Here is a 19,115-nt window from a genome sequence, read left to right on the forward strand (position 1 = left end):
AAAGCTATTGCTATGTTTGAGCATCTGGATATCATGATCAATGGCCGGCGTATGCAGGTAGTGGCGGCCGGAAAAAAATCGACCAACGCTATTTTGTTTCTGCACGGCTATCCACAATCATGGTCTGCATTTGAAGCAGTGATGCAACTGCTGTCGGCAGACTACTATGTGTTGGCAGTGGACCTCCCGGGTATTGGCGATTCAGCAGACATCGGCAACTATTCCAAAAAGGCGATTGCTGCCCACATAGCCGCCGTTATCACCTCACTGGGACTTTCCCGCGTGGTTGTGGCCGGACATGACATAGGCGGTATGATCACCTTCTCCCTGCTTCGCCATTTTCCACACCTGCTTTCTGCTGCTGTGATCATGAGTACTGCTGTTCCCGGCGTCATGCCCTGGGAAGAAGTCAAACGAAATCCCTATATCTGGCACTTTGCTTTCTTCGCCGTGCCTCATTTGCCCGAAGCGATGATAGCTGGTCATGAATCGCCTTTGTGCCACTATTTCTATGATACGCTGGCTTACAACAAGGCGGCCATTACGCCTGAAAAAAGGCAACAGTACGTGGACCTGTATAGGAAAGCGTCCGCGCTGAACACAAGCCTCGGCTGGTACCGGGCATTTTCGGAAGACGAAAAAGAGCTGGCGCCCGTTCATCCCGTAGCGGTTCCGGTATTGTACCTCCGCGGCCATAAAGAACCTGGCGAATTTTCCTCCTATATAGAAGGTCTTCGAAAAAGCGGTTGTCAGGAGGTGACAGGAGCCATCATCGATGACAGCGGGCATTTTACACCTGAAGAAAATCCCGCGGGCGTAGCCCACGCCATTCATCTGTTTTTAACAGACAGGCAGATCATTTAACGGATATCATGCGGGTCCAGCCCTCTGCCTGTCGGAGGGTTCAATACCTGTCCATCAATGCCGTAGCGGGCCCCGTGGCAGGGGCAGTCCCACGATTTTTCTGCCTGGTTCCAATGAACTTCACAACCCAGATGCGTGCAAACAGGATCTACAGCGTGCAACGCTCCTTGTTCATCTTTGTACAGCGCTATCTTCGACCCATCGTAATTAACCACTTTACCCTCTCCCGGCGCCAGCCCTGCGAGCTGCTCCAGCTTTTCTGCCGGTAGCAGCCGACCGACCAACTGTTTCACCACATCGGCATTATGTGGCACAAAAGTGCTGAATCCCGCTACCGGCTTGATCCGGCTGGGATCAAACAATTTGATGTATTCACTGTGAAGCCCTAACAACAAGCGCTTTAGCAGTAACCCCGCTGCTGTGCCCAATACCATCCCGTTGCCGCCAAATCCGGTGGCAACGTATATTTCACCCACTTGTCCCGGTAACCGGCCGATATAAGGTAAACCATCTGCCGGTTCATAATATTGCGATGACCATCGGTAACGGATATCTGCTATCTGAAATGATTCCCGGAGATGGGCTTCCAGCTTACGGAAGCAGGTCTCCGTATTTCCCTGATGCCCCGTCTGGTGATCTTCTCCTCCGGCTATCAGATACGGCTGGCCATCCATCACCTGTGTCCGGTAGTAGTGAAAAGGATGCTGCATATCATAACTCAGGTCTTCCGGATAATTGTTATCCGCCAGCGTGGCGGCGATCACATAGCTGCGGTAAGGCACACAGCGCAGGTGCAGCAGGTTCACCCCCGGCGGGATATGCGTAGCATATACGAACTGCCGGCAATGAAATGACCCCTGCGTGGTGATCACCAAAATAGGGTCATTATCCTGCACCGCCGTTACCCGGCATTGCTGCAAAATAGTGCCACCAATATGCTCAAAGGCAGTAGCCAGCCGTTGTATATACGGCAGGGGACTGAATTTCGCCTGGCCGCCCACTTTGATGGCTTTCTTATAGGCAATCGGCACCGGTATCTTAGCCGCACCTGACACATCCAGTCCCGTCATTAATGTAGCCTCCGCTATGTCTTTCAACGCCGCCACTTCCCGCTCCGTTTGGGCAAACATATACGCATCTGCGTATTCAAATCCACACCGGATATCAAACCGGTCAATATGATGTTGAATTAATTGAATAGCCTCTGCCGAAGCTTCCTTCACCAGCCTGGCCTCATTCTTCCCGAAATTGCGCTGTATGGTATCATAAGGCACATCCAGCAGCGTATTGAGATGCGCCGTGGTGCCACCCGACGTACCATACCCCAGATTAACGGCTTCCACCAGCAGGCAGGTCTTACCGGCATCCTGCAACAGAAAGGCGGTAGTAATGCCGGTAATGCCTCCACCGGCTATAATAACATCATATGTTTTTTCCGGATCAGCCTTGTTGATGGTGTTATAACCACCGGCATAATCCTGCCAGAGGCTGATGGTGTGTGCATCACGTTGTATCATGACCTTGCTGTTTTTTTTAAATAAGACTAAATTTTATGCCATGGAAGCGTCATGATTACGGCTTCATCAGGTCGGGGTATATTCTCAAATACACTTCTCCTGCCAACGGATGGGAGCCGTACAAACGGTGCAAAGCTTGCTCATTAAAAAACACGCTGCCCTGGGCGCCTACAGCCAAGCGTGTATGCGCTACCCGTAGCAGGTCGTAGCTAACGCCGGCAGTCAATGCATGGACCGTAAACAACTTATCCGCGCCATACTGTACGGGATCAAGGTTCAGTTCTTCTGTTGATTTTTGTACCCATTCATACCGGGTATAAACCGCTACCCGCCGCATATTCAGCGCCCCTTCCAGCAGCACCGCGTTTTCTCCCGGGTGACCTTCGATTTTATTCAATCCCCAGAGGCCGGTTATATTCAGGTGATTATTTTGTTGCAGCGGCTGACTGAAAATAGCAGATGCCGTAGTACGATTAATATCTTCCTCCGGATGCAGGAGTTCCGGACTTTTCACCCGCCCATGAGACACCTGCAATGCCCAGTTACGGGAAGGGTTATACGAAATCCTCCGCTCCAGGAGTCAAATCTCATCTTATCAAAATTGTACCTGTTTTCATCCGGCTCTCTTCCGGTAAACACGCTGCCTTCCAGCTTAAAGTCGTATAGCCGGACACCCAGCGTGGCCACACCGAAAGTGATGTGCGTACCGTCGTTCCAGTGGTGACTGACAGGGGCATCCGGGTTGGTCATGGCCGACGGCCGGTGCATAAAGGCCACCGAGCCTAATGCCGGCTCTCCCGGATAACCAAAACTGGCATATACATCAGCATACTTTGACAATGCATAGGAGTACCCAACAGACAATCCGGAGAAAAGATCGTGCGGATGCTGCCGGTCTACCAACGGCTGACCTTTCCAGCTCTCGCCCGACTGGAACAACAGCGGATACCCCGCTCCACCTTCGGTGAGCCGGTCAAAGGAAATCATCACTTCATAGTGGAATAGTCCCTTTTTGCCCACTCTTCGCTGCGCCATCAGCATGAACCAGTTGGGCGCATCGAATTGATCGCCGCCTCTTGCCCCCTTATGACCGATATCCTGATACGTATAACGTAGAAAGACATTACCGTGTACCATATACATCCATTTGCGGGAGTGGAACATATAACCATACATGGGAGAGACATCCGGCAGCCAGGACGAGCCGGAGCCGTTCCGGTTCATGGGCAGGTTCAGTGAAAAGGCGTGGCTCATGGGCATCTGCATATGCTCCATCCCGCCCTTTTTTCCGGTACTGTCTTTCATCTGACCCATATTATGATGTTCGTGCTGGGCGATAAGGGGCAGGTTGAAACAGCAAACGCAGGCTATCAACAAGAGGGGGATTTTCATAACAGGCGTTTTGACCTGTTACACAATAACAATGCCTTCCCGGCGGCCGTTACGGCCTCAGGCAGATAAAGACAGACAATATGCTGTCGGCTGTTATGAGTTTATTGTTAGATGATTCCGGTAAGCCGCCCGCATGGTACTATCGGTAATGTTTTTGTTCACCGGCAGTTTCTGAGCAGCCATTTCATCGTAGATACGTTTAGCCCCCGCCGTTAGTTTCTGTTGCCGGAGGTAATTATCAAAGGCCGTCTGCGCCAGCTCCGGAGAACCGAAGCAACAAAGGAAGTCTATAGGCAGGTTCTGATGGCGGGTATCAAAATGTTCATTAAAAGCGACACCGTTGGCAACCATATCCTGCACAACCTGATCAGTATCTTCAAACTTATCGAACAACGGCAGCGCATAAGTGATGATCAGTTCACATAACTTAGGAATAACGTTTTCCTGATTACTGACGGCCATATTCCAGTCCTGGTTTTTATTCTTCAGTGGTGTCAGGTTTTCCAGGCGGGTGGCGAAGATCGTTCCGGTAGCATCTTTATCCTGATGCTGCTGCACCTGCCACTTCTTTAATTCTCCCGAAGCGATGCTCAGATAAGGCCAGAGGGTAATACCGCCGTTCCAGTTTTTAACACTCGATTGAAAATGTATATCGAAATATATTTTTTTATTGCGGGTAGTTTTTCTCAGTGTCTGTGCTTTTTGCATGGGTTTAAAACCATATACAGACAATTGCTCCGCGATCTTCGCACAGGCGGTTAAAAATATCTCTCTGGTGTTTGTTTCCATTGTTATCAATGATTGCTAACATTATAATGGGTAGTCGCATTTCCACGGGTACGTAAATAATGCCGGGTCCACATTCAATTCGCCCAGTTTCAAAAACAACGCTTGCTCGCTATCTACATAATATCTTTTGCGATGAGTAATATCGTCGGGGCTAAAATAGTCCCCCAGCTTATCTTCACTCACTTCAAAATCATAAATAGAATATTTATGCGCAGGTATATTTCTTTGAACCGGGTTTTCTACATAATGATAAATCGCCATCCATCTTCTATTCCCGGTTGTTGACGCTGAAAGTTCAAGTGCAATAAAATCACCATTCTTAAATCTGTTGTATATCGGCAAACTAAATTGCTTCATAGCATTTAATGTTTAAAATTCATTCCATTGCCAAACCCGCTTTCAACATGCACCTCCGAATGATATACCAGCATCGGATGCTATAAAAATACAGTAAAATCAACAGAAAAAAGCTATATTGATCATATGCTTATCTATACCACACTGCTCGACCAGACCTATCAGGAGGCCATCGCTTTGGAAACGGTAACAGATGTCTTCAGCCGGCTTCGCCAAAAAGATCTCCAGGAAACCAATGGCGGATATTTCGAGTACCTGATGGATGAAGGTGCTGCGATCGTGCTGTTCTTTATTATGCGGACCCCTGATGAAATTTCTTTCCGGTATGACTACAATGCTCCTGATACCCGCCGTGGCACCGCATGGTACAGCGTTACGGATATGCATGACCGTACCACCACCGACGCCGGTGATGAACAATATGTACCGACCCATTCTTTTGTGAGCATGACCACGGCCCTGGCGATTATTACGCAGTTCTTCCGGCGCCCGGAAGAAAAACCGGCTGCCGTCAACTGGCAGGACGCCGAGTTTTTCGACTGGCCCGGTTAACAACTTGCAGATTTTTTTTGCAACAACGTTTCATTTTCAAAATACATATCCTATATTTGCCCTATGCACCCAACACCATTTCATATCACCCGCAGACTAACAGCCTTCTTCCTGATGGCCCTGCTGGTGTTTGTGCAGATGGTAAAACTGCTTCACCACCACCCGGCTACCGCCCAGGGCTATACGACGCATCATCACGGACTGAACGACCAACAGCTGCAGACATCGCATGCGTGCGACATCTGTGACTTTCAGCTGGCCAAAGATGCCACCGTTCCGGATTTTATTTCTTCTCCTCCACTACTATCCATTCCATACATTACCTTCTCTTTCATTACAGCAAACGGGCACCCTGGCGCACAACAAGTGCAGGCCAACAGAGGGCCTCCGGCCGCGTGATCTTTTTCTCAAAGACACTTTCCATTTCTGTTTCATTGTACCCGTATTGCTGTAACTTATGCTGCAAGCTATTGCGTTAACCAAAACATTTGGCCGGCATACCGCGCTGCATGCGCTGGACCTGTCTGTCGCCAAAGGTGAAATTTTCTGCCTGCTGGGGCCTAACGGCGCCGGCAAAACCACTACCATCAGTTGTTTTCTGGGCTTCCTCGCTCCCACGTCCGGAGAAGCGTTGGTGAATGGAATATCGGTGTTTAGCCGGCCACAGGAAGCACGAAGGCATCTCGCTTATATACCCGAGACCGTTACCTTGTATCCGTATTTGAGTGGTCTGGAGAACCTCACCTTTTTCCATTCGCTCACCGGTGAACAACTTCCCAAACCCATCGCCATCGGGCTATTGCTGGAGGCTGGTTTGCAGGAATCCGCCATTCACCGGCCGGTACAGCGTTATTCCAAAGGTATGCGGCAGAAAGTAGGCATCGCGATAGCCACCGCTAAAAAAGCTGGCGCTCTGTTGCTGGACGAGCCCACCTCCGGGCTGGACCCCAGTGCCAGCAATGAATTCTCCGCATTGCTGCGCCGCTTCAGCCAGGAAGGCCGCGCCGTACTGATGGCCACCCATGATATTTACCGCGCCAAAGAAGTCGCCACCCGCATCGGTATCATGCGGGACGGGCACCTGATGACCATCATGGACGCTGCGGCCATAGACCACTACACGCTGGAAAACAGCTACATGGAATACATGGAAACATCCACCTGGTAACAAACATCCTGTTATGTTCAGTATAATTGCCATCAAAGAATGGCACATGGTGTGGCGTAATTACACCGTGGCCATTACCCTGTTGTCTGCACTGGTGCTGTCCGGCATCGCGGCAGCCGGCTCCCGCCTGCTGTACCGGCAGGAGCAGCAACAACGGGAAGCGGCCAACCGGCAGTTCCGCCAGCAGTGGGAACTATTGCGCGCTGATGATCCACACAGCGCAGCCCACTTCGGTACTTATATCTTCAAACCGCTCACACCACTGAGCCGGTTCGACAGTGGACTAGAACCCTTCACCGGCAACGCCATGCGGATTGAAGCCCATGTGCAGCACACCATGGCCACCCCTCCCCTGACCCCTGCTGATGTTTATCTCCGCTTTGGTGCACTCACCCCCGCAACAGTACTACAACTGTTCTTTCCTCTGTTACTTTTCTTCCTGTGTTTCAACAGTTATACCCAGGAGAAAACCAGTGGCACGCTGCGCTTACAGTTGATACAGGGCGCCACTCTCCGCAGCATCCTACGCGGTAAGGCCCTGCTGTACCTGGTTATCATGGCGGCCATGCTATTACTGTCTATGTTACTGTATTTCCCGATGATGACCACTTCCGGTGCGTTACCCCACATCTTACTATTGGTGGTTAGTTATGGCAGTTATGCCGGCATCTTCGTCATGCTCGGTCTATGGCTCTCTACCGTGGCCCGCCACGCCGGGCAGTCGTTACTACTGCTATGCGGCATCTGGTTGTGCTGGCACATCCTGCTGCCCCGGCTGGCGGCAGCTACGGGAGAAGCGCTTTATCCATTACCATCCCAACCAGCTATACAGGAAAAAATCGATCAGGCCATCAAAACAGGCATCGATGGCAACGATCCCCGAGATGCCCGTACCGCCCGCCTGGAACAGGCCGTGTTGCAGCAGTATAAGGTTAGCTCTCCTGAGCAGCTGCCGGTGAACTTTGACGCGATCAGGCTGCAGGCCGATGAAGACTATGCCCAACGGGTATACGAAAAATATGGTGCTAAGATCGACAGCCTGGTACGCTTGCAAAACAATGTGCAACATTATCTGGTACTGGCTGATCCCTATCTCGCCATCCGCAGTATTTCCATGGCGCTATGCGGCACCGACTATGCGCATCAGTATCATTTTAATCAGGCGGCAGTGCAGTACCGCAACATGTTCATCCGCCGCCTGAACAACGCCATGGCTTATGGTGGAGAGCAGGGCCGCAGCCTCTATCGGCAGATGCCCGCTTTTCATTATGAGCCGCCTGCCACCGCGCAGGTGCTCCGTGGACAGTGGTTGCCCGCGCTGTCTTTGCTGTTATGGCTGATCATCAGTATCTCACTTTTAAACCGTTCTGCCAAACATGCATCGATTCAATAAATACCTGTCCGTGGCGCATCAGGAATGGCGCTTGCTATGCCGTACCAGGCTACTGCCGGTCGTTGCCGCCATCCTGCTGCCCGCGGCATTGATAGCGTTGTATTATGGTCATACGGTGTCGGCCAAACGACAGGTGACGGTGGATAGTCTGCGACAGCACTATCAACAACAGCTCACCACCCTGCGCGCCCAACTACAGGCAGACACCAGCACGCCACAGGGCAAAGCGGCTTACATAGCCGCCACCTGGCCTATCGTGGCCGATCACCGGCTGCATGCCGTTGTGTGGTACCCGCCATCGCCGGGAGCTGCATTGTCCATCGGCATGAGCGATCTGGCAAAATACTATTACCCCATTGCGGTGAAGAGCAGCTACGCGCCTACCGAAGAAAAAATCAGCAATCCGCTGCAACTGGCCACCGGCAATTTTGATGCGGCCTTCCTGCTGATTTACCTGATGCCGTTACTCGCCATTTGCATCAGTTGCCAGCTGTTATCACAGGAAAAAGAACAAGGCACCTTATCATTGCTTCTGGTACAACATGGCGCACTCACAGGCCTACTCCTGTTAAGGTTATTGATAAGGTACCTCCTTCTGCTGTCGGGGATGGTAATAATAGTCACGGTGGGCATGGCCCTGTCTGCCCCGAAACAGGGTTTCCCCTGGATGGAATGGGCTGCCTGGGTGGGTGTAACTGCCGTCTGGCTCTCTTTCTGGATGGGCCTCATCTGGTTTGTGATTGCCTGGAACCTGCATACCACTACCAATCTGATATCACTTTTCAGCCTTTGGTTGTTGCTGTTGATTGTATTACCCGCCGGTTATAGGTTGATGTCTGCCCGGCCACGGACAGATGATACCGCAGCTAATGCCGCGGTGCAGCGAGCGCTGGAATGGGACACCTGGGACCTTCCCAAACGACAGCTGCTGGACAGCTTCTATCAGCGTTATCCACACTACCGCAATGCGCAGGCCTACGATACAGGCATGACCAGCTCCCGTCACGCGATGGCTTACTATTCCCTGGTAGACCAGCGCATGCAACGTATCGTTGATGCACAGGAAGCACACCAACATACCGGCCAACAAATGCTCAACATCTCATTGAGATATAACCCGGCAGTATACACGCAGTTACTGCTCAACAGTATCTCCCGCACGGATATAGCCGACTATGATCATTTCCGGGAAGAGGCCCGCCGCTTCCGGGACCAGTGGAAACAATTCTTTTACCAGCGACATTTTCATGACCAGCTGCTAACGGATGCAGCCTACCAGTCGTTGCCGGTTTATCATCCATCCTACGACCCTGAAAGTCCTGCCCGCTGGCGTAGCGGCATCCTGTACCTGCTGGCGCTGACCGCCGCCGGGCTGGGCGCCGGGACACTGGTGCTGAAAAGAAAACTGACTGATCTCCATAAAATATGAACATGCATAAAACATTACCTGTGTTAATAGGTCTTAGTACCATCTCCCTGTACAGCTATGGCCAGCATCATACCGACAGCCTGCGCAAACAACGATTGCGGGAAGTCATCGTATTGGACAAGAAGAAAACCATGAAAGCAGACAGCATGTCGTCTACCTTACGACTGGAAGGCCGGCTGCTGGAGACACCACAAAACATCACCTCCGTGACCAGTGAACTGGTCCGCGAACAGGGCGGGCTGGAGATAAAAGACATCGCCCGCAACGCCAGCGGTGTAAAGATGGGGTACAACAGCTCCGTCTTCGATGCCTCCACCACGGTGATGGTCAGGGGCTTTGGCGCCATCACTTATGTCAACGGTATGCCGCAGCGTAGCACCATGGGCGCGCTCATAGACGATGCCGCCATGATAGATCGGGTGGACTTCATCAAAGGTCCCGCCGGTTTTCTGCTCTCTTCCGGCGAACCCGGCGGCAGTATCAATATCACCACCAAAACGCCCGGCCCACAGCGCATCCGGCAGATAGAAGCCGCCGGCGGCAGTTTCGGCTTCCTGCGTGTAGCCGCCGACGTAGGCGGGGCTGTACAGCCCAAAGGATTTTCCTATCGTATCAACGCCGCCTATCAGCAACAACAAAGTTTTCAGGATTTCATCAAAACGCGGAAATACATCGCGTCGCCGGTGATACAATACAACTTCAGTCCCGGTACCTGGCTGCTGGCAGAGTACAACCTCATACGCATGACCGCCGACGGCGGCAGCAGCGTCACACAAACCGGTACCGAGGCAGATGTACTGCAACACCGCATCGGCAACAACTACGCCGGCGATCCGAATCTGCCGCAGTCTTACACCATGTCCCAAAGCGTGCGACTGATGTTCTCCCATCGTTTCAACAGCCGATGGAAAATGACGATCCAGTCGAAGTATACCGCTACGCCCAGCGCCGCATGGTCGTTGCTCTCCGACAACTACTCCCCGGTTAATTTCGACAGTACGAATATCACCAGGCGCATGTCGCAATATAGCTATGTCAACGGGCGGGTAGCGGCAGCACAGGCGTATATCAACGGTACTTTCCACACGGGCCGCTCCGTCAGCCATCAATTGGTGGCAGGCATCGACTACAATTACAGCAAAGACGATTTCTCCGTGGCCTATGGGCAATACAAATTTGTATTCGACCGGAACCAGCCACAGTATGGCTTACCGAAAGACAGCGTGCAGGCATTAGGCAAACCGAGACTGATTGTCCGGGAAAACAACTGGTGGTCTGCTTTTGTCTACAATACCACCCGGGTGCACCAAAACTGGCTCTTCAACTATGGCGGTCGTTTTACATTCAATATGCCCGTCACCACCAACGCGAAGACGCCCCTTCGAAATGAAACCGCTTTCTCTCCCCGGCTGGGTATCACCCGCCTGTTGGGTGAAAACACCAGCGTGTATGCCGTATACGATCAGTCGTTTATTCCGCAGGCTGGCGCCGACTTTGCCGGGAACAACTTCAAACCCTTGCGGGGCAACAGCTTCGAGGTAGGCGCCAAGCGCGAATGGTTCCAGCGTAAACTGATCACCACACTGGCAGGTTATCATATCATCAAAAACAACCTGTTGGTATCCGATCTGCAACATCCCGGTTTCAGCCGGCAGATAGGGCAGGCTACCAGCACCGGTGTGGAAGCAGACATCATCGGACGGCTGTCCGACCGCTTCACCGTATCTGCCAACTACGCCTATACGTATGCTATTACCAGTAAAGACAGCCGCCCGGAAAATGAAGGTACCCGGCTGGCCTTTACGCCGGAACAGATGATCAACACCTGGGTGCAGTATGCTATCCCGGTGACCGCACAGGCACGGCTGAGCATCAGCGCCGGACAGAGCACCGTCACCCGCACCGCCACCTATACGCCGGACGTATACCTGAAAGGCTATACGAAACTGGACGCAGGCGTTGCCTGGGATGCCGGTCGTTGGTACATACGCGTGATAGCGGACAATCTCACCAATAAAAGATATTTCTCCAGTGGCGACATTCTCATCGGCTCTATTCATGAAGGTGTTAAAAGCTACTACTATATAGAAGGAGCACCGCTTTCATTCAAAGCCTTTGCGGGCATCAGACTGTAGTCTTCAAAACTATTGCGCAATAAGGGGATAAGCCGAAACCCCATAATAGTAGGCATTAACTATCAAAAACACTATTTTATGAAAGAACAATCCATCCATCTCCAGCTGAGCATCGACGATCTGAAAATTGACAGCTTCGTTACCAGCCTCGACAACGAAATGAACATGCGCCTCGCCGGCGGACTGGCAGGCCAAAGCCATCCCACGCATACCCTGCAGACAGATGATGAGCACCACCTGTGCACCACCATCATCTGCTAAGGTTATACGAACGGAAAAGTAAAAGGCTGGCCAAAAAGTAGGAAGCTACTTTTGGTCAGCCTTCTTTTTTCGCCCCAAACAGCACAATATTTGCATACTCTTTACCAATAACTGCAAGATAATTTAGAGCTTTGTAAACAAATTGTCAGAAAACAATCCAATGCAGCCTGAGTAGGGATTTAAGCCCTAATTTACTAGACAATTTCGAAACCGTTACACAACGAATGAAAGCATGAGCTAGTTGAAGAAAAATGAACACTGAAAAAACGTTGTTATTCTATCCTTGATTTGTTAGTCGCGGGCCGCGTGTAGTTAGCTTCTAAATTTTTTTATGTCAACCAAAATTTAAATTGATTTAACCATTCTTCTCACTAACGCTGATAATGTATTGTTCCAATGATTTTTTCCTGCCGGAATTAAGTTGACGCTTTTTTCTGAAAGGAAAGGAGATCTGTCTGATTCTAATGCACTGGATTTAACCGTTGAATAATGAAAAACAGGTGATGCATACGTCATGCATAACATCTTCCCATCAACCAAAAATCAATAACATGTCTACACTCCTCTTCCGGGACCACATTCGTGGCAGCTAAGCCGTATCTGCACGGCATGCAGATGTAATTTTTTATGAACGATAGTTTACTATCCGCCGCCCTGTCACCACAGGGCATGGCCGGTTATTGCCTGTTAAGTTCATAAAATCTTCCAACTGACCAGCCTGTTTGTATACAGGCAAAAGGCGCTGCTATAGCAGGGCCAGGCCGTGCAATGCCTATTATCAACCATCATCATCCAAAAAAACAGTACAATGATTAAGCAATTTTTACATGCTTTAAGTTTATTGTGTCTTGCACTATCCGTGCAGGCGCAGGACCTGAAGGTAACGGGTATCGTCAGGGACGAAACCGGTTCACCGCTTCCGGGTGTTACCATTATTGAGAAGGGACTTTCGTCCAATGGCACCACCGCCGCCAGCAATGGCATCTTCACCATCACCTTAAAAGGCTCATCGAAAACATTGCTGTTCTCCTTTGTCGGCTATCTGTCACGTGAAATAAACGTGAATGGAAAGAACAATGTGAATATCACGATGTCGGCTGATTCAAAATCGCTCAAAGACGTAGTGGTGATCGGCTACCAGGAAGTGTCCCGTAAGAAGAATACCGCCGCGATCTCCAGCGTAAAAGGAGATGTGATCAAAGACATCCCGGCCCCCAGCTTTGACATGCTGCTACAAGGCCGTGTAGCCGGTGTGAACGTCCAGAATTTCTCCGGTGAGCCGGGAGTACGCAATAGCTTCGTGGTAAGGGGCAACACGTCCGTGCTCAGAGGCTACGATGCGGCCAGGGCCGTCAGTTCGCCCCTCTTCGTGATCGACGGTATCCCCACCACCACCGACGATATCAGCCAGATAACATACGGACAAGGCACCAATACCAACCTGCTGGCGGGTTTAAACCCGAACGACATTGAATCCATCGATGTATTGAAAGACGCTTCCGCCGCCGCCATCTATGGTTCCAGGGGCTCTAACGGGGTGATTATCATCAAAACAAGAAAAGCACATGCCGGAAAAGCGCAGTTCAATTTCAGCACCTACCATGGTATGTCAGAACAACGTAAGCTCACCGAACTGGTAACCGGGGCTGAAGAACGCAGAATGAAACTGGATGTGCTCAACCAGTACAACCAATGGGAAGACAATTACAAATTGCCCCAGATGCTGACCGACAGCCTCAACCCTACCTTCAATAATAACACCGACTGGCAAGGGCTTTTCTATCAGCGGGGCATGATCCACAATTATGACATGTCTATTTCCGGCGGCACAGACCAGGTGAACTACCGCGTGAGCCTCGGCCACTATAACGAAGAAGGCATCCTGAAAAATACCGGCTTCAAAAGATACAGCATGATCTCCAACGTAAGTATACAGATCACGCCGAAGCTCAGTAACCGCACCATTTTCCGGCTGTACAGAACAGACCGGCCGCGCTCCGTCAATGAGCGTACCGGTGGTAACTTCTCTTTTAACAGTGACGCGCTGCCCGCCTCGTTTTACAGGCTTACCCCTTCCGGTGAAGACTTTCTGGTAGGCAACGGCCGCAAGATGGACAAGAACATTAACAACAGCCTGCAGCTGAGCACCGTGTTCAACTATGTGGTCCTTCCCTCACTGATGTTCAATACCACTGTTTCCTACGAGGCGTCCAATTCCAACCGTGACTACTATTCACCCAGCGTGGTGAGGGACAACGGCTTCGGCTTCGCTTCTTCCTTCGCAGATAAATCCGAGCACCTGACCATCTTTAACACCCTCGAATACACGAAAAAACTAGGCCAGCATACCGTGAACCTGATCGGCGGACAGAATATGGAATACAACGCTTACCGTAATACGTATGCCGATGCCGACTTCATTGCCAGCGACTATGTTAACACCGTAAACACCGCCAACAAGAACTTCAGCACCGCCAGTTCCGCCTTCCAGGAATATGGCCTTCAAAGCCTGTTTGCCAGGGTGAACTACGACTTCAAGTCAAGATACCTGCTGTCTGCCGTTTTTAATGCCGATGCCTCTTCCAAGTTCGGCAAAAACAACCGCTGGGGTTATTTCCCCTCCGTGTCAGCCGGCTGGATCATCAGTGACGAGCCTTTCATGAAAGGCAGCGACAACTGGCTCAGTTACCTGAAAATCCGAGGTAGCTACGGCATCACCGGAAGTCAGCCACAGGAAAATTACCTGGGCTATAACACCTACACGGTAAATGCCGCCAAATTCGGCGATAAGAACAACTCCCCCGCTACCACCTATAACGGTGGCTCCGTGATCATCCCCAACTACACCAGCGGGATTGCGCAACAAAACCTCTCGTGGGAACAATCCATACAAAGCAATATCGGGCTGGAGGCCACTTTCTTTAAAGACCGTATACGCCTCACCGTAGACGCCTATTCCCGCGGTACCAGCAGGGGCTTCTTCGACTACCGGCTGCCAATATATAGCGGGTATGACCTGGCCAAGACGAATGCCATCGGTATCCGCAATGCCGGCGTGGAGCTCATGATCAACAGCAAAAACCTGTCGGAAAAAAGCGCCGTACAATGGTTCACCGACTTCAATATTTCCTATAACCAGAATGTGATCACCAGTTTGCCTAACGGCGGCAGAAGCCTGATCGTGTCCTATAACGGTGGCGCCTATGGCTTCGACTATCTGCTGGATGTAGGTAAACCTGTCAACCAGATGTTCGTATTCGAAAACAGAGGCGTTTACTCCAAAGACTCCGACGTGCCTTTCGACTACCTCACCGGTCAGCCGCTGAAAAATGTAGTGGGCGTAGCTTACAAAGCCGGCGACCCCATCATCGTGGACCAGGTAGGCAACTTCAATATCAAAGAACCGATGGACCAGATCGTAGGCGGTGATCCCAATCCGAAATATACCGGTGGTATTAACAACACCATTTCCTACAAAGGATTCTCCTTTTCTTTCTTTCTCACGTTCACCCTGGGACGCCAGATATTGAACTCCTATATGATCCGTCGCTACGTCAACCTGTTCGACGGCAGCGGTGATGACGGTGAAACCAAACTGGCCAAAGGCGCCCTCTTCGATCTGAGCAAAGTCAACTACTGGAAGAAGCCGGGAGACGTTGCTGACATCCCCTCACTCTCCCTGCGTTCGGCTGATCGTGACTATCACTACGCATGGCTGGACGGCTCCACGATGTATATCCAGAATGGGTCGTACTGCCGCCTGAAAAACATCAGCGTTAACTATTCCTTTAATCCGCGCGTACTGAAAACACTGCGTCTTAACCGGCTGCGGGTGTACGGCATCATGGATAATGTGTTCACCCTACAGCGGTCCACTATCCCGGATGCAGAAGCCGTGAATGCCTATGGTATTTATGACGGCGACGGGTATCCTATCCCCACAAAATTCACACTGGGAATTGATCTGGGCTTTTAACGTTTAAAATAAATAGATATGAAACGAATCCATATAATTACCTGCCTGTTGTGTATGACCAGCATACTGGTGATATCCTGTAAAAAAGTGCTGGAGCTAAATCCACGGGAAACGCCATCCAGCGGTGTTTACTGGCAGAATGAAAACGATGCGCTCGCCGGCCTGCTGGGCGGTTATTCCCTCCTCCGCGACGCACTGACCAACGAAAACCGCTATTACGTATACGGTGATGTACCCTGTAACACGTTCCTGATCACCTATGGCAGCGACTATGCCATACACCAGTTGCGCGACGGCTCCTTTGACGGCTCCTATTACGGTTACCTGGAGAACCTGCAGGACTGGACACCATTCTACAAAGCCATCGCTCAGGCTAACCTGCTGATCAGGAAAATACCTACCATCCCCACTGACGCATTTAAAGTGCAGGACCGGAAAAACTATTTTCTCGGCGAGGCCTACTATCTCCGTGCGTTCAACTATTTCTTCATTTCAAAGGTGTGGGGAGACGTACCACTTGTTACCGATGCCGTGGAAGATGTGTCTGAAGCTAAAAACTATGGCCGCGAGGCACAACAGAAAGTACTCGCACAAGCTATTGCCGATCTGGAACAGGCCAAGAAACTGCTGCCGGTAACGACCGAGAACACCGGCGACCGTGGCGTCAGGGCCAGTCTCGCTACTGCATTGGCACTGGAAGCTCATATCTATGCCTGGATGGGCAACTATGCCAAATGTGAAGAGAACACCCGCGAGATCGTGAACAATCCCGGCAAATTTAACCTCACGTTCATCACTGACTCCGCCACCTATGTGAAGATGACCCTCGGGCATTCTACCGAAAGCATCTTCGAAATCAATATCAACTACAATCAAAACGAAGGCTCCAAAAAAGGTATCGGTGAAAGAACGCTGTACGACCCCTTCCTGGCCACCCGCAAGCCGGTTAATACCGACGACGTGCCCTGGCTGGTGAATATGGAAACGATCGATAAAATCTATGATCGCTTCAGCGACGATACGACCGATCTGCGTTTCAAAGTGTGGTATTATGCATTGGATGGCAGATGGCCCATGCTCAGGAAGTATTCCAGCGTTATCTATAAAGACGGTGATATCAAACGGGACCCCTGGTTCTCCAACAACATCCTGATCTCCCGTCTGTCAGATATCATCCTGCTCCGCGCAGAAGCGCTCTCCAAACTTGGTGATGAGCCTGGTGCACGTTTACTGGTAGACAAGATCCGCCAACGTGCCGGTGTAACACCTACCGATCCCTCCCTTACCGGGGACGACCTCTTCACTTTTATTGTATACGAGAGAGTGAGAGAATTATATGCCGAAGGACAGACTTACTGGGACCTCTGTCGCACCAAAAAGCTGGGAGATTTTAACGACAAGCTTTCCGGCTCATTCACTCCGGGCAATGCCAATTACGGCAGAACATATTGGCCCATCAACCGGGATATCTTCAAAGACAATCCTTTGATGAAACAAACACCTTACTGGAACGGAAGACTGTAACCATCTAAAAAAAAGATCATGAAAAAGATCATTCACTATACCCTCTTTTGCTGTGTTATGCTGGTGGCATTCCAGTCCTGCAAAAAGGATTATATCACCGGCGGAAACCTGCATTCCGCCAAATTCAACGGGAGCACGTATGAATATCTTCATACCAACCACCTGTTTGATACGCTCGTCCTTCTGATCGATAAGACAGGATTAAAAGACGAAGTAAACGCCAACAACACCACTTTCTTCGCACCGACCAATTATTGCATCTACAATTATGTAAAGAACGTGGTACAGACCAGACTGCAATTACAGACCGGCGATGAAAACCTGGTGTTCAACTTTGACCAGCTGGATTTCCCCAGCCTGAAAGACTCCCTGCGGGCCTATATCTTCCCGGGAAATATTATCCGTGACTCACTGAGTAAGTACGGCACGCTATATACGGCTAAAGACGGAGAGCAGCGTCTCGTCACCCTGGAAGAAGATCCCAGCAACACCTACGTAAATGCCGGCTTCACCGAGCGCCCGAAGTATATCTATATCACTAAAATCTTCGGTACCCGGGACCCGGCAGATCCCGACTCGCTGGCCGCCTTGCCGGAATCACAGCGGGATGTAAAAGACATCATCCAGTCGTCCGGTATTATCACCAACAACGGGGTGGTACACGTCATCGGCAACTCACATAATTTCACTTTTGCCAAGCAACCTAAATAAGTCAGACTATGAAACTACTCCATCACATATACGAAAAAGGGCTGCTGGCACTGCTGATCATCGCAGCCTTTATATCCTGCAAAAAAGTTGTCCCTGGTTATATCAGTGACCAGATCAGGTACGTGGACGATACCTTCCGCGTGCCCAAAGGCACGTACTTTACAGCAGACGCCCGCTCCTTCCAGGGCGATGGCACCAGCTATCCGCTGAGCGTAAAGCTGGTGGATATCCGCGAGCTCGCCACCGGTAAATCGATCAAGGCTTTTACTGATTCACAGGAAATACTGGTATTCACGAAACTGTTCGATCCCAACAGGGACACTACCGTGGAACAATTGAATGCGATCCGTACCAAACAGCGCGTGCCGCCGTTGCAGATCGTGGAAAAATCAGGGCAGCTGATCGTCAACAACGGGTCCATCAATATTCCCAATGGTAATTATACTTTCGATATCAGCGTATCCAATGAAAGAGGTACCAAGATATTCAAGAACATATCCGTACTGCAATTGTACCTGCTGGAGTTCCAGGACATCAGCAAGGGCTGCGCCTGGTTCAAGAATAACACTACCACCAGCGGCGATATCGGTTCACCCGACGTCAGTTATAAAAAGCTGTCCATAGATGGATTCCGGGTGATACTGAAAGTCACGGACAAAAACGGCAAGCCGTTCAACCCGAAAGCGGGAGAGCTGATCAAACGCGGCGACAGGCCGCTGTTTGAAAGCTATTCCCGTTTCCATCCGGTACAGTACACCGACACGACCATGATCTGTGATTTTGAGGTTACCCCTTTCCCGCTGAAGGAAGTACCGGGATATGGTTATCTGATGTATTACAGGATACCCAGCGACTTTGTGCAAATAGATCCGGGTGTGGCCCCAACAAACGACCCCGTCTATAGCGTGAATCCCCGGTTTTCGTTCAGGCTATTGGTCCCGGGCACCTATGAAGTGACCGTCAAAATACCGAAAGTCACCAGAAAAAGCGTCTGATAGTTAAAAAAAAGTGATCGCCCTGAAAGTAACTTTACTATTGGGGCGGTCA

General features: G+C 50.7%; 17 protein-coding genes. 12 read left to right on the forward strand and 5 right to left on the reverse strand.

Features of this window, described 5'->3' with window-relative positions:
- The first annotated feature begins 12 nt into the window (after positions 1-12).
- Complete coding sequence (locus tag ICL55_RS14895; protein WP_188098593.1) at positions 13-864, forward strand: alpha/beta hydrolase; 852 nt, start codon at positions 13-15, stop codon at positions 862-864.
- On the opposite strand, the gene ICL55_RS14900 is transcribed toward ICL55_RS14895, so the two are convergent.
- The 5 genes from ICL55_RS14900 to ICL55_RS14915 form a co-directional block, all read right to left on the reverse strand.
- Positions 861-2,381 (reverse strand): FAD-dependent oxidoreductase, encoded by a 1,521-nt coding sequence (locus ICL55_RS14900; protein ID WP_188098595.1) that lies wholly within the window; start codon positions 2,379-2,381, stop codon positions 861-863. The genes ICL55_RS14895 and ICL55_RS14900 overlap by 4 nt on opposite strands.
- A gap of 55 nt (positions 2,382-2,436) precedes the next feature.
- Entirely contained in the window at positions 2,437-2,895 is a 459-nt protein-coding gene (locus ICL55_RS35080) for a hypothetical protein (RefSeq protein WP_223151459.1), read from the reverse strand.
- On the reverse strand, positions 2,892-3,773 hold the full coding sequence (locus ICL55_RS14905) for a hypothetical protein (protein ID WP_223151460.1): 882 nt from the start codon (positions 3,771-3,773) through the stop codon (positions 2,892-2,894). Before ICL55_RS14905 ends, ICL55_RS35080 begins: the two co-directional genes overlap by 4 nt.
- Before the next feature lie 93 nt (positions 3,774-3,866).
- Positions 3,867-4,562, reverse strand: coding sequence for a DUF4304 domain-containing protein (locus tag ICL55_RS14910; RefSeq protein ID WP_188098597.1), 696 nt, complete (start codon positions 4,560-4,562; stop codon positions 3,867-3,869).
- Between the two features lie 21 nt (positions 4,563-4,583).
- Entirely contained in the window at positions 4,584-4,919 is a 336-nt protein-coding gene (locus ICL55_RS14915) for a hypothetical protein (RefSeq protein WP_188098599.1), read from the reverse strand.
- A gap of 126 nt (positions 4,920-5,045) precedes the next feature.
- Between ICL55_RS14915 and ICL55_RS14920 the strand changes: the two genes are divergently transcribed.
- The 11 genes from ICL55_RS14920 (at position 5,046) to ICL55_RS14970 (ending at position 19,063) form a co-directional block, all read left to right on the forward strand.
- Positions 5,046-5,471, forward strand: coding sequence for a hypothetical protein (locus ICL55_RS14920; protein ID WP_188098601.1), 426 nt, complete (start codon positions 5,046-5,048; stop codon positions 5,469-5,471).
- A 63-nt stretch (positions 5,472-5,534) separates the two neighbouring features.
- Positions 5,535-5,870: a hypothetical protein gene (locus tag ICL55_RS14925; protein ID WP_188100686.1), complete on the forward strand. Its 336-nt coding sequence runs from the start codon at positions 5,535-5,537 to the stop codon at positions 5,868-5,870.
- A 58-nt stretch (positions 5,871-5,928) separates the two neighbouring features.
- Positions 5,929-6,639, forward strand: a complete 711-nt coding sequence (locus tag ICL55_RS14930; RefSeq protein WP_188098603.1) for an ABC transporter ATP-binding protein — start codon at positions 5,929-5,931, stop codon at positions 6,637-6,639.
- Positions 6,640-6,652: 13 nt separating this feature from the next.
- On the forward strand, positions 6,653-8,032 hold the full coding sequence (locus tag ICL55_RS14935; protein ID WP_188098605.1) for a DUF3526 domain-containing protein: 1,380 nt from the start codon (positions 6,653-6,655) through the stop codon (positions 8,030-8,032).
- Positions 8,016-9,461, forward strand: a complete 1,446-nt coding sequence (locus ICL55_RS14940) for a DUF3526 domain-containing protein (protein ID WP_188098606.1) — start codon at positions 8,016-8,018, stop codon at positions 9,459-9,461. The genes ICL55_RS14935 and ICL55_RS14940 overlap by 17 nt, the downstream gene beginning before the upstream one ends.
- A gap of 2 nt (positions 9,462-9,463) precedes the next feature.
- Positions 9,464-11,596 carry a TonB-dependent siderophore receptor gene (locus tag ICL55_RS14945; protein WP_188098609.1) on the forward strand — a complete coding sequence of 711 codons (2,133 nt, stop codon included), beginning with the start codon at positions 9,464-9,466 and terminating at the stop codon, positions 11,594-11,596.
- Positions 11,597-11,674: 78 nt separating this feature from the next.
- Positions 11,675-11,857 (forward strand): pinensin family lanthipeptide, encoded by a 183-nt coding sequence (locus tag ICL55_RS14950; protein ID WP_188098611.1) that lies wholly within the window; start codon positions 11,675-11,677, stop codon positions 11,855-11,857.
- Between the two features lie 808 nt (positions 11,858-12,665).
- Complete coding sequence (locus ICL55_RS14955) at positions 12,666-15,833, forward strand: SusC/RagA family TonB-linked outer membrane protein (RefSeq protein ID WP_188098613.1); 3,168 nt, start codon at positions 12,666-12,668, stop codon at positions 15,831-15,833.
- A gap of 18 nt (positions 15,834-15,851) precedes the next feature.
- The gene (locus ICL55_RS14960; RefSeq protein WP_188098615.1) at positions 15,852-17,357 is read left to right on the forward strand and encodes a RagB/SusD family nutrient uptake outer membrane protein; all 1,506 of its coding nucleotides are present in this window, start codon (positions 15,852-15,854) and stop codon (positions 17,355-17,357) included.
- Between the two features lie 18 nt (positions 17,358-17,375).
- Positions 17,376-18,068 (forward strand): fasciclin domain-containing protein, encoded by a 693-nt coding sequence (locus ICL55_RS14965; protein WP_188098617.1) that lies wholly within the window; start codon positions 17,376-17,378, stop codon positions 18,066-18,068.
- Between the two features lie 8 nt (positions 18,069-18,076).
- Positions 18,077-19,063 carry a DUF5007 domain-containing protein gene (locus ICL55_RS14970; RefSeq protein WP_188098619.1) on the forward strand — a complete coding sequence of 329 codons (987 nt, stop codon included), beginning with the start codon at positions 18,077-18,079 and terminating at the stop codon, positions 19,061-19,063.
- The last annotated feature ends 52 nt before the right edge of the window (positions 19,064-19,115 follow it).

Origin of the sequence: Chitinophaga varians, assembly GCF_014529945.1 — a bacterium.
In the GTDB taxonomy this organism is placed as follows: Bacteria; Bacteroidota; Bacteroidia; order Chitinophagales; family Chitinophagaceae; genus Chitinophaga; species Chitinophaga varians.

What these genes read in the sequence shown, in the direction of transcription:
- ICL55_RS14970 (WP_188098619.1), top strand. Translation starts at nt 18,077, where the DNA reads ATGAAACTACTCCATCACATATACGAAAAAGGGCTGCTGGCACTGCTG.
- ICL55_RS14960 (WP_188098615.1), top strand. Translation starts at nt 15,852, where the DNA reads ATGAAACGAATCCATATAATTACCTGCCTGTTGTGTATGACCAGCATA.
- ICL55_RS14940 (WP_188098606.1), top strand. Translation starts at nt 8,016, where the DNA reads ATGCATCGATTCAATAAATACCTGTCCGTGGCGCATCAGGAATGGCGC.
- ICL55_RS14905 (WP_223151460.1), bottom strand. Translation starts at nt 3,773, where the DNA reads ATGAAAATCCCCCTCTTGTTGATAGCCTGCGTTTGCTGTTTCAACCTG.
- ICL55_RS14965 (WP_188098617.1), top strand. Translation starts at nt 17,376, where the DNA reads ATGAAAAAGATCATTCACTATACCCTCTTTTGCTGTGTTATGCTGGTG.
- ICL55_RS14915 (WP_188098599.1), bottom strand. Translation starts at nt 4,919, where the DNA reads ATGAAGCAATTTAGTTTGCCGATATACAACAGATTTAAGAATGGTGAT.
- ICL55_RS14895 (WP_188098593.1), top strand. Translation starts at nt 13, where the DNA reads ATGTTTGAGCATCTGGATATCATGATCAATGGCCGGCGTATGCAGGTA.
- ICL55_RS14910 (WP_188098597.1), bottom strand. Translation starts at nt 4,562, where the DNA reads ATGGAAACAAACACCAGAGAGATATTTTTAACCGCCTGTGCGAAGATC.
- ICL55_RS14950 (WP_188098611.1), top strand. Translation starts at nt 11,675, where the DNA reads ATGAAAGAACAATCCATCCATCTCCAGCTGAGCATCGACGATCTGAAA.
- ICL55_RS14955 (WP_188098613.1), top strand. Translation starts at nt 12,666, where the DNA reads ATGATTAAGCAATTTTTACATGCTTTAAGTTTATTGTGTCTTGCACTA.
- ICL55_RS14935 (WP_188098605.1), top strand. Translation starts at nt 6,653, where the DNA reads ATGTTCAGTATAATTGCCATCAAAGAATGGCACATGGTGTGGCGTAAT.
- ICL55_RS14920 (WP_188098601.1), top strand. Translation starts at nt 5,046, where the DNA reads ATGCTTATCTATACCACACTGCTCGACCAGACCTATCAGGAGGCCATC.
- ICL55_RS14925 (WP_188100686.1), top strand. Translation starts at nt 5,535, where the DNA reads ATGCACCCAACACCATTTCATATCACCCGCAGACTAACAGCCTTCTTC.
- ICL55_RS14945 (WP_188098609.1), top strand. Translation starts at nt 9,464, where the DNA reads ATGCATAAAACATTACCTGTGTTAATAGGTCTTAGTACCATCTCCCTG.
- ICL55_RS14930 (WP_188098603.1), top strand. Translation starts at nt 5,929, where the DNA reads ATGCTGCAAGCTATTGCGTTAACCAAAACATTTGGCCGGCATACCGCG.
- ICL55_RS14900 (WP_188098595.1), bottom strand. Translation starts at nt 2,381, where the DNA reads ATGATACAACGTGATGCACACACCATCAGCCTCTGGCAGGATTATGCC.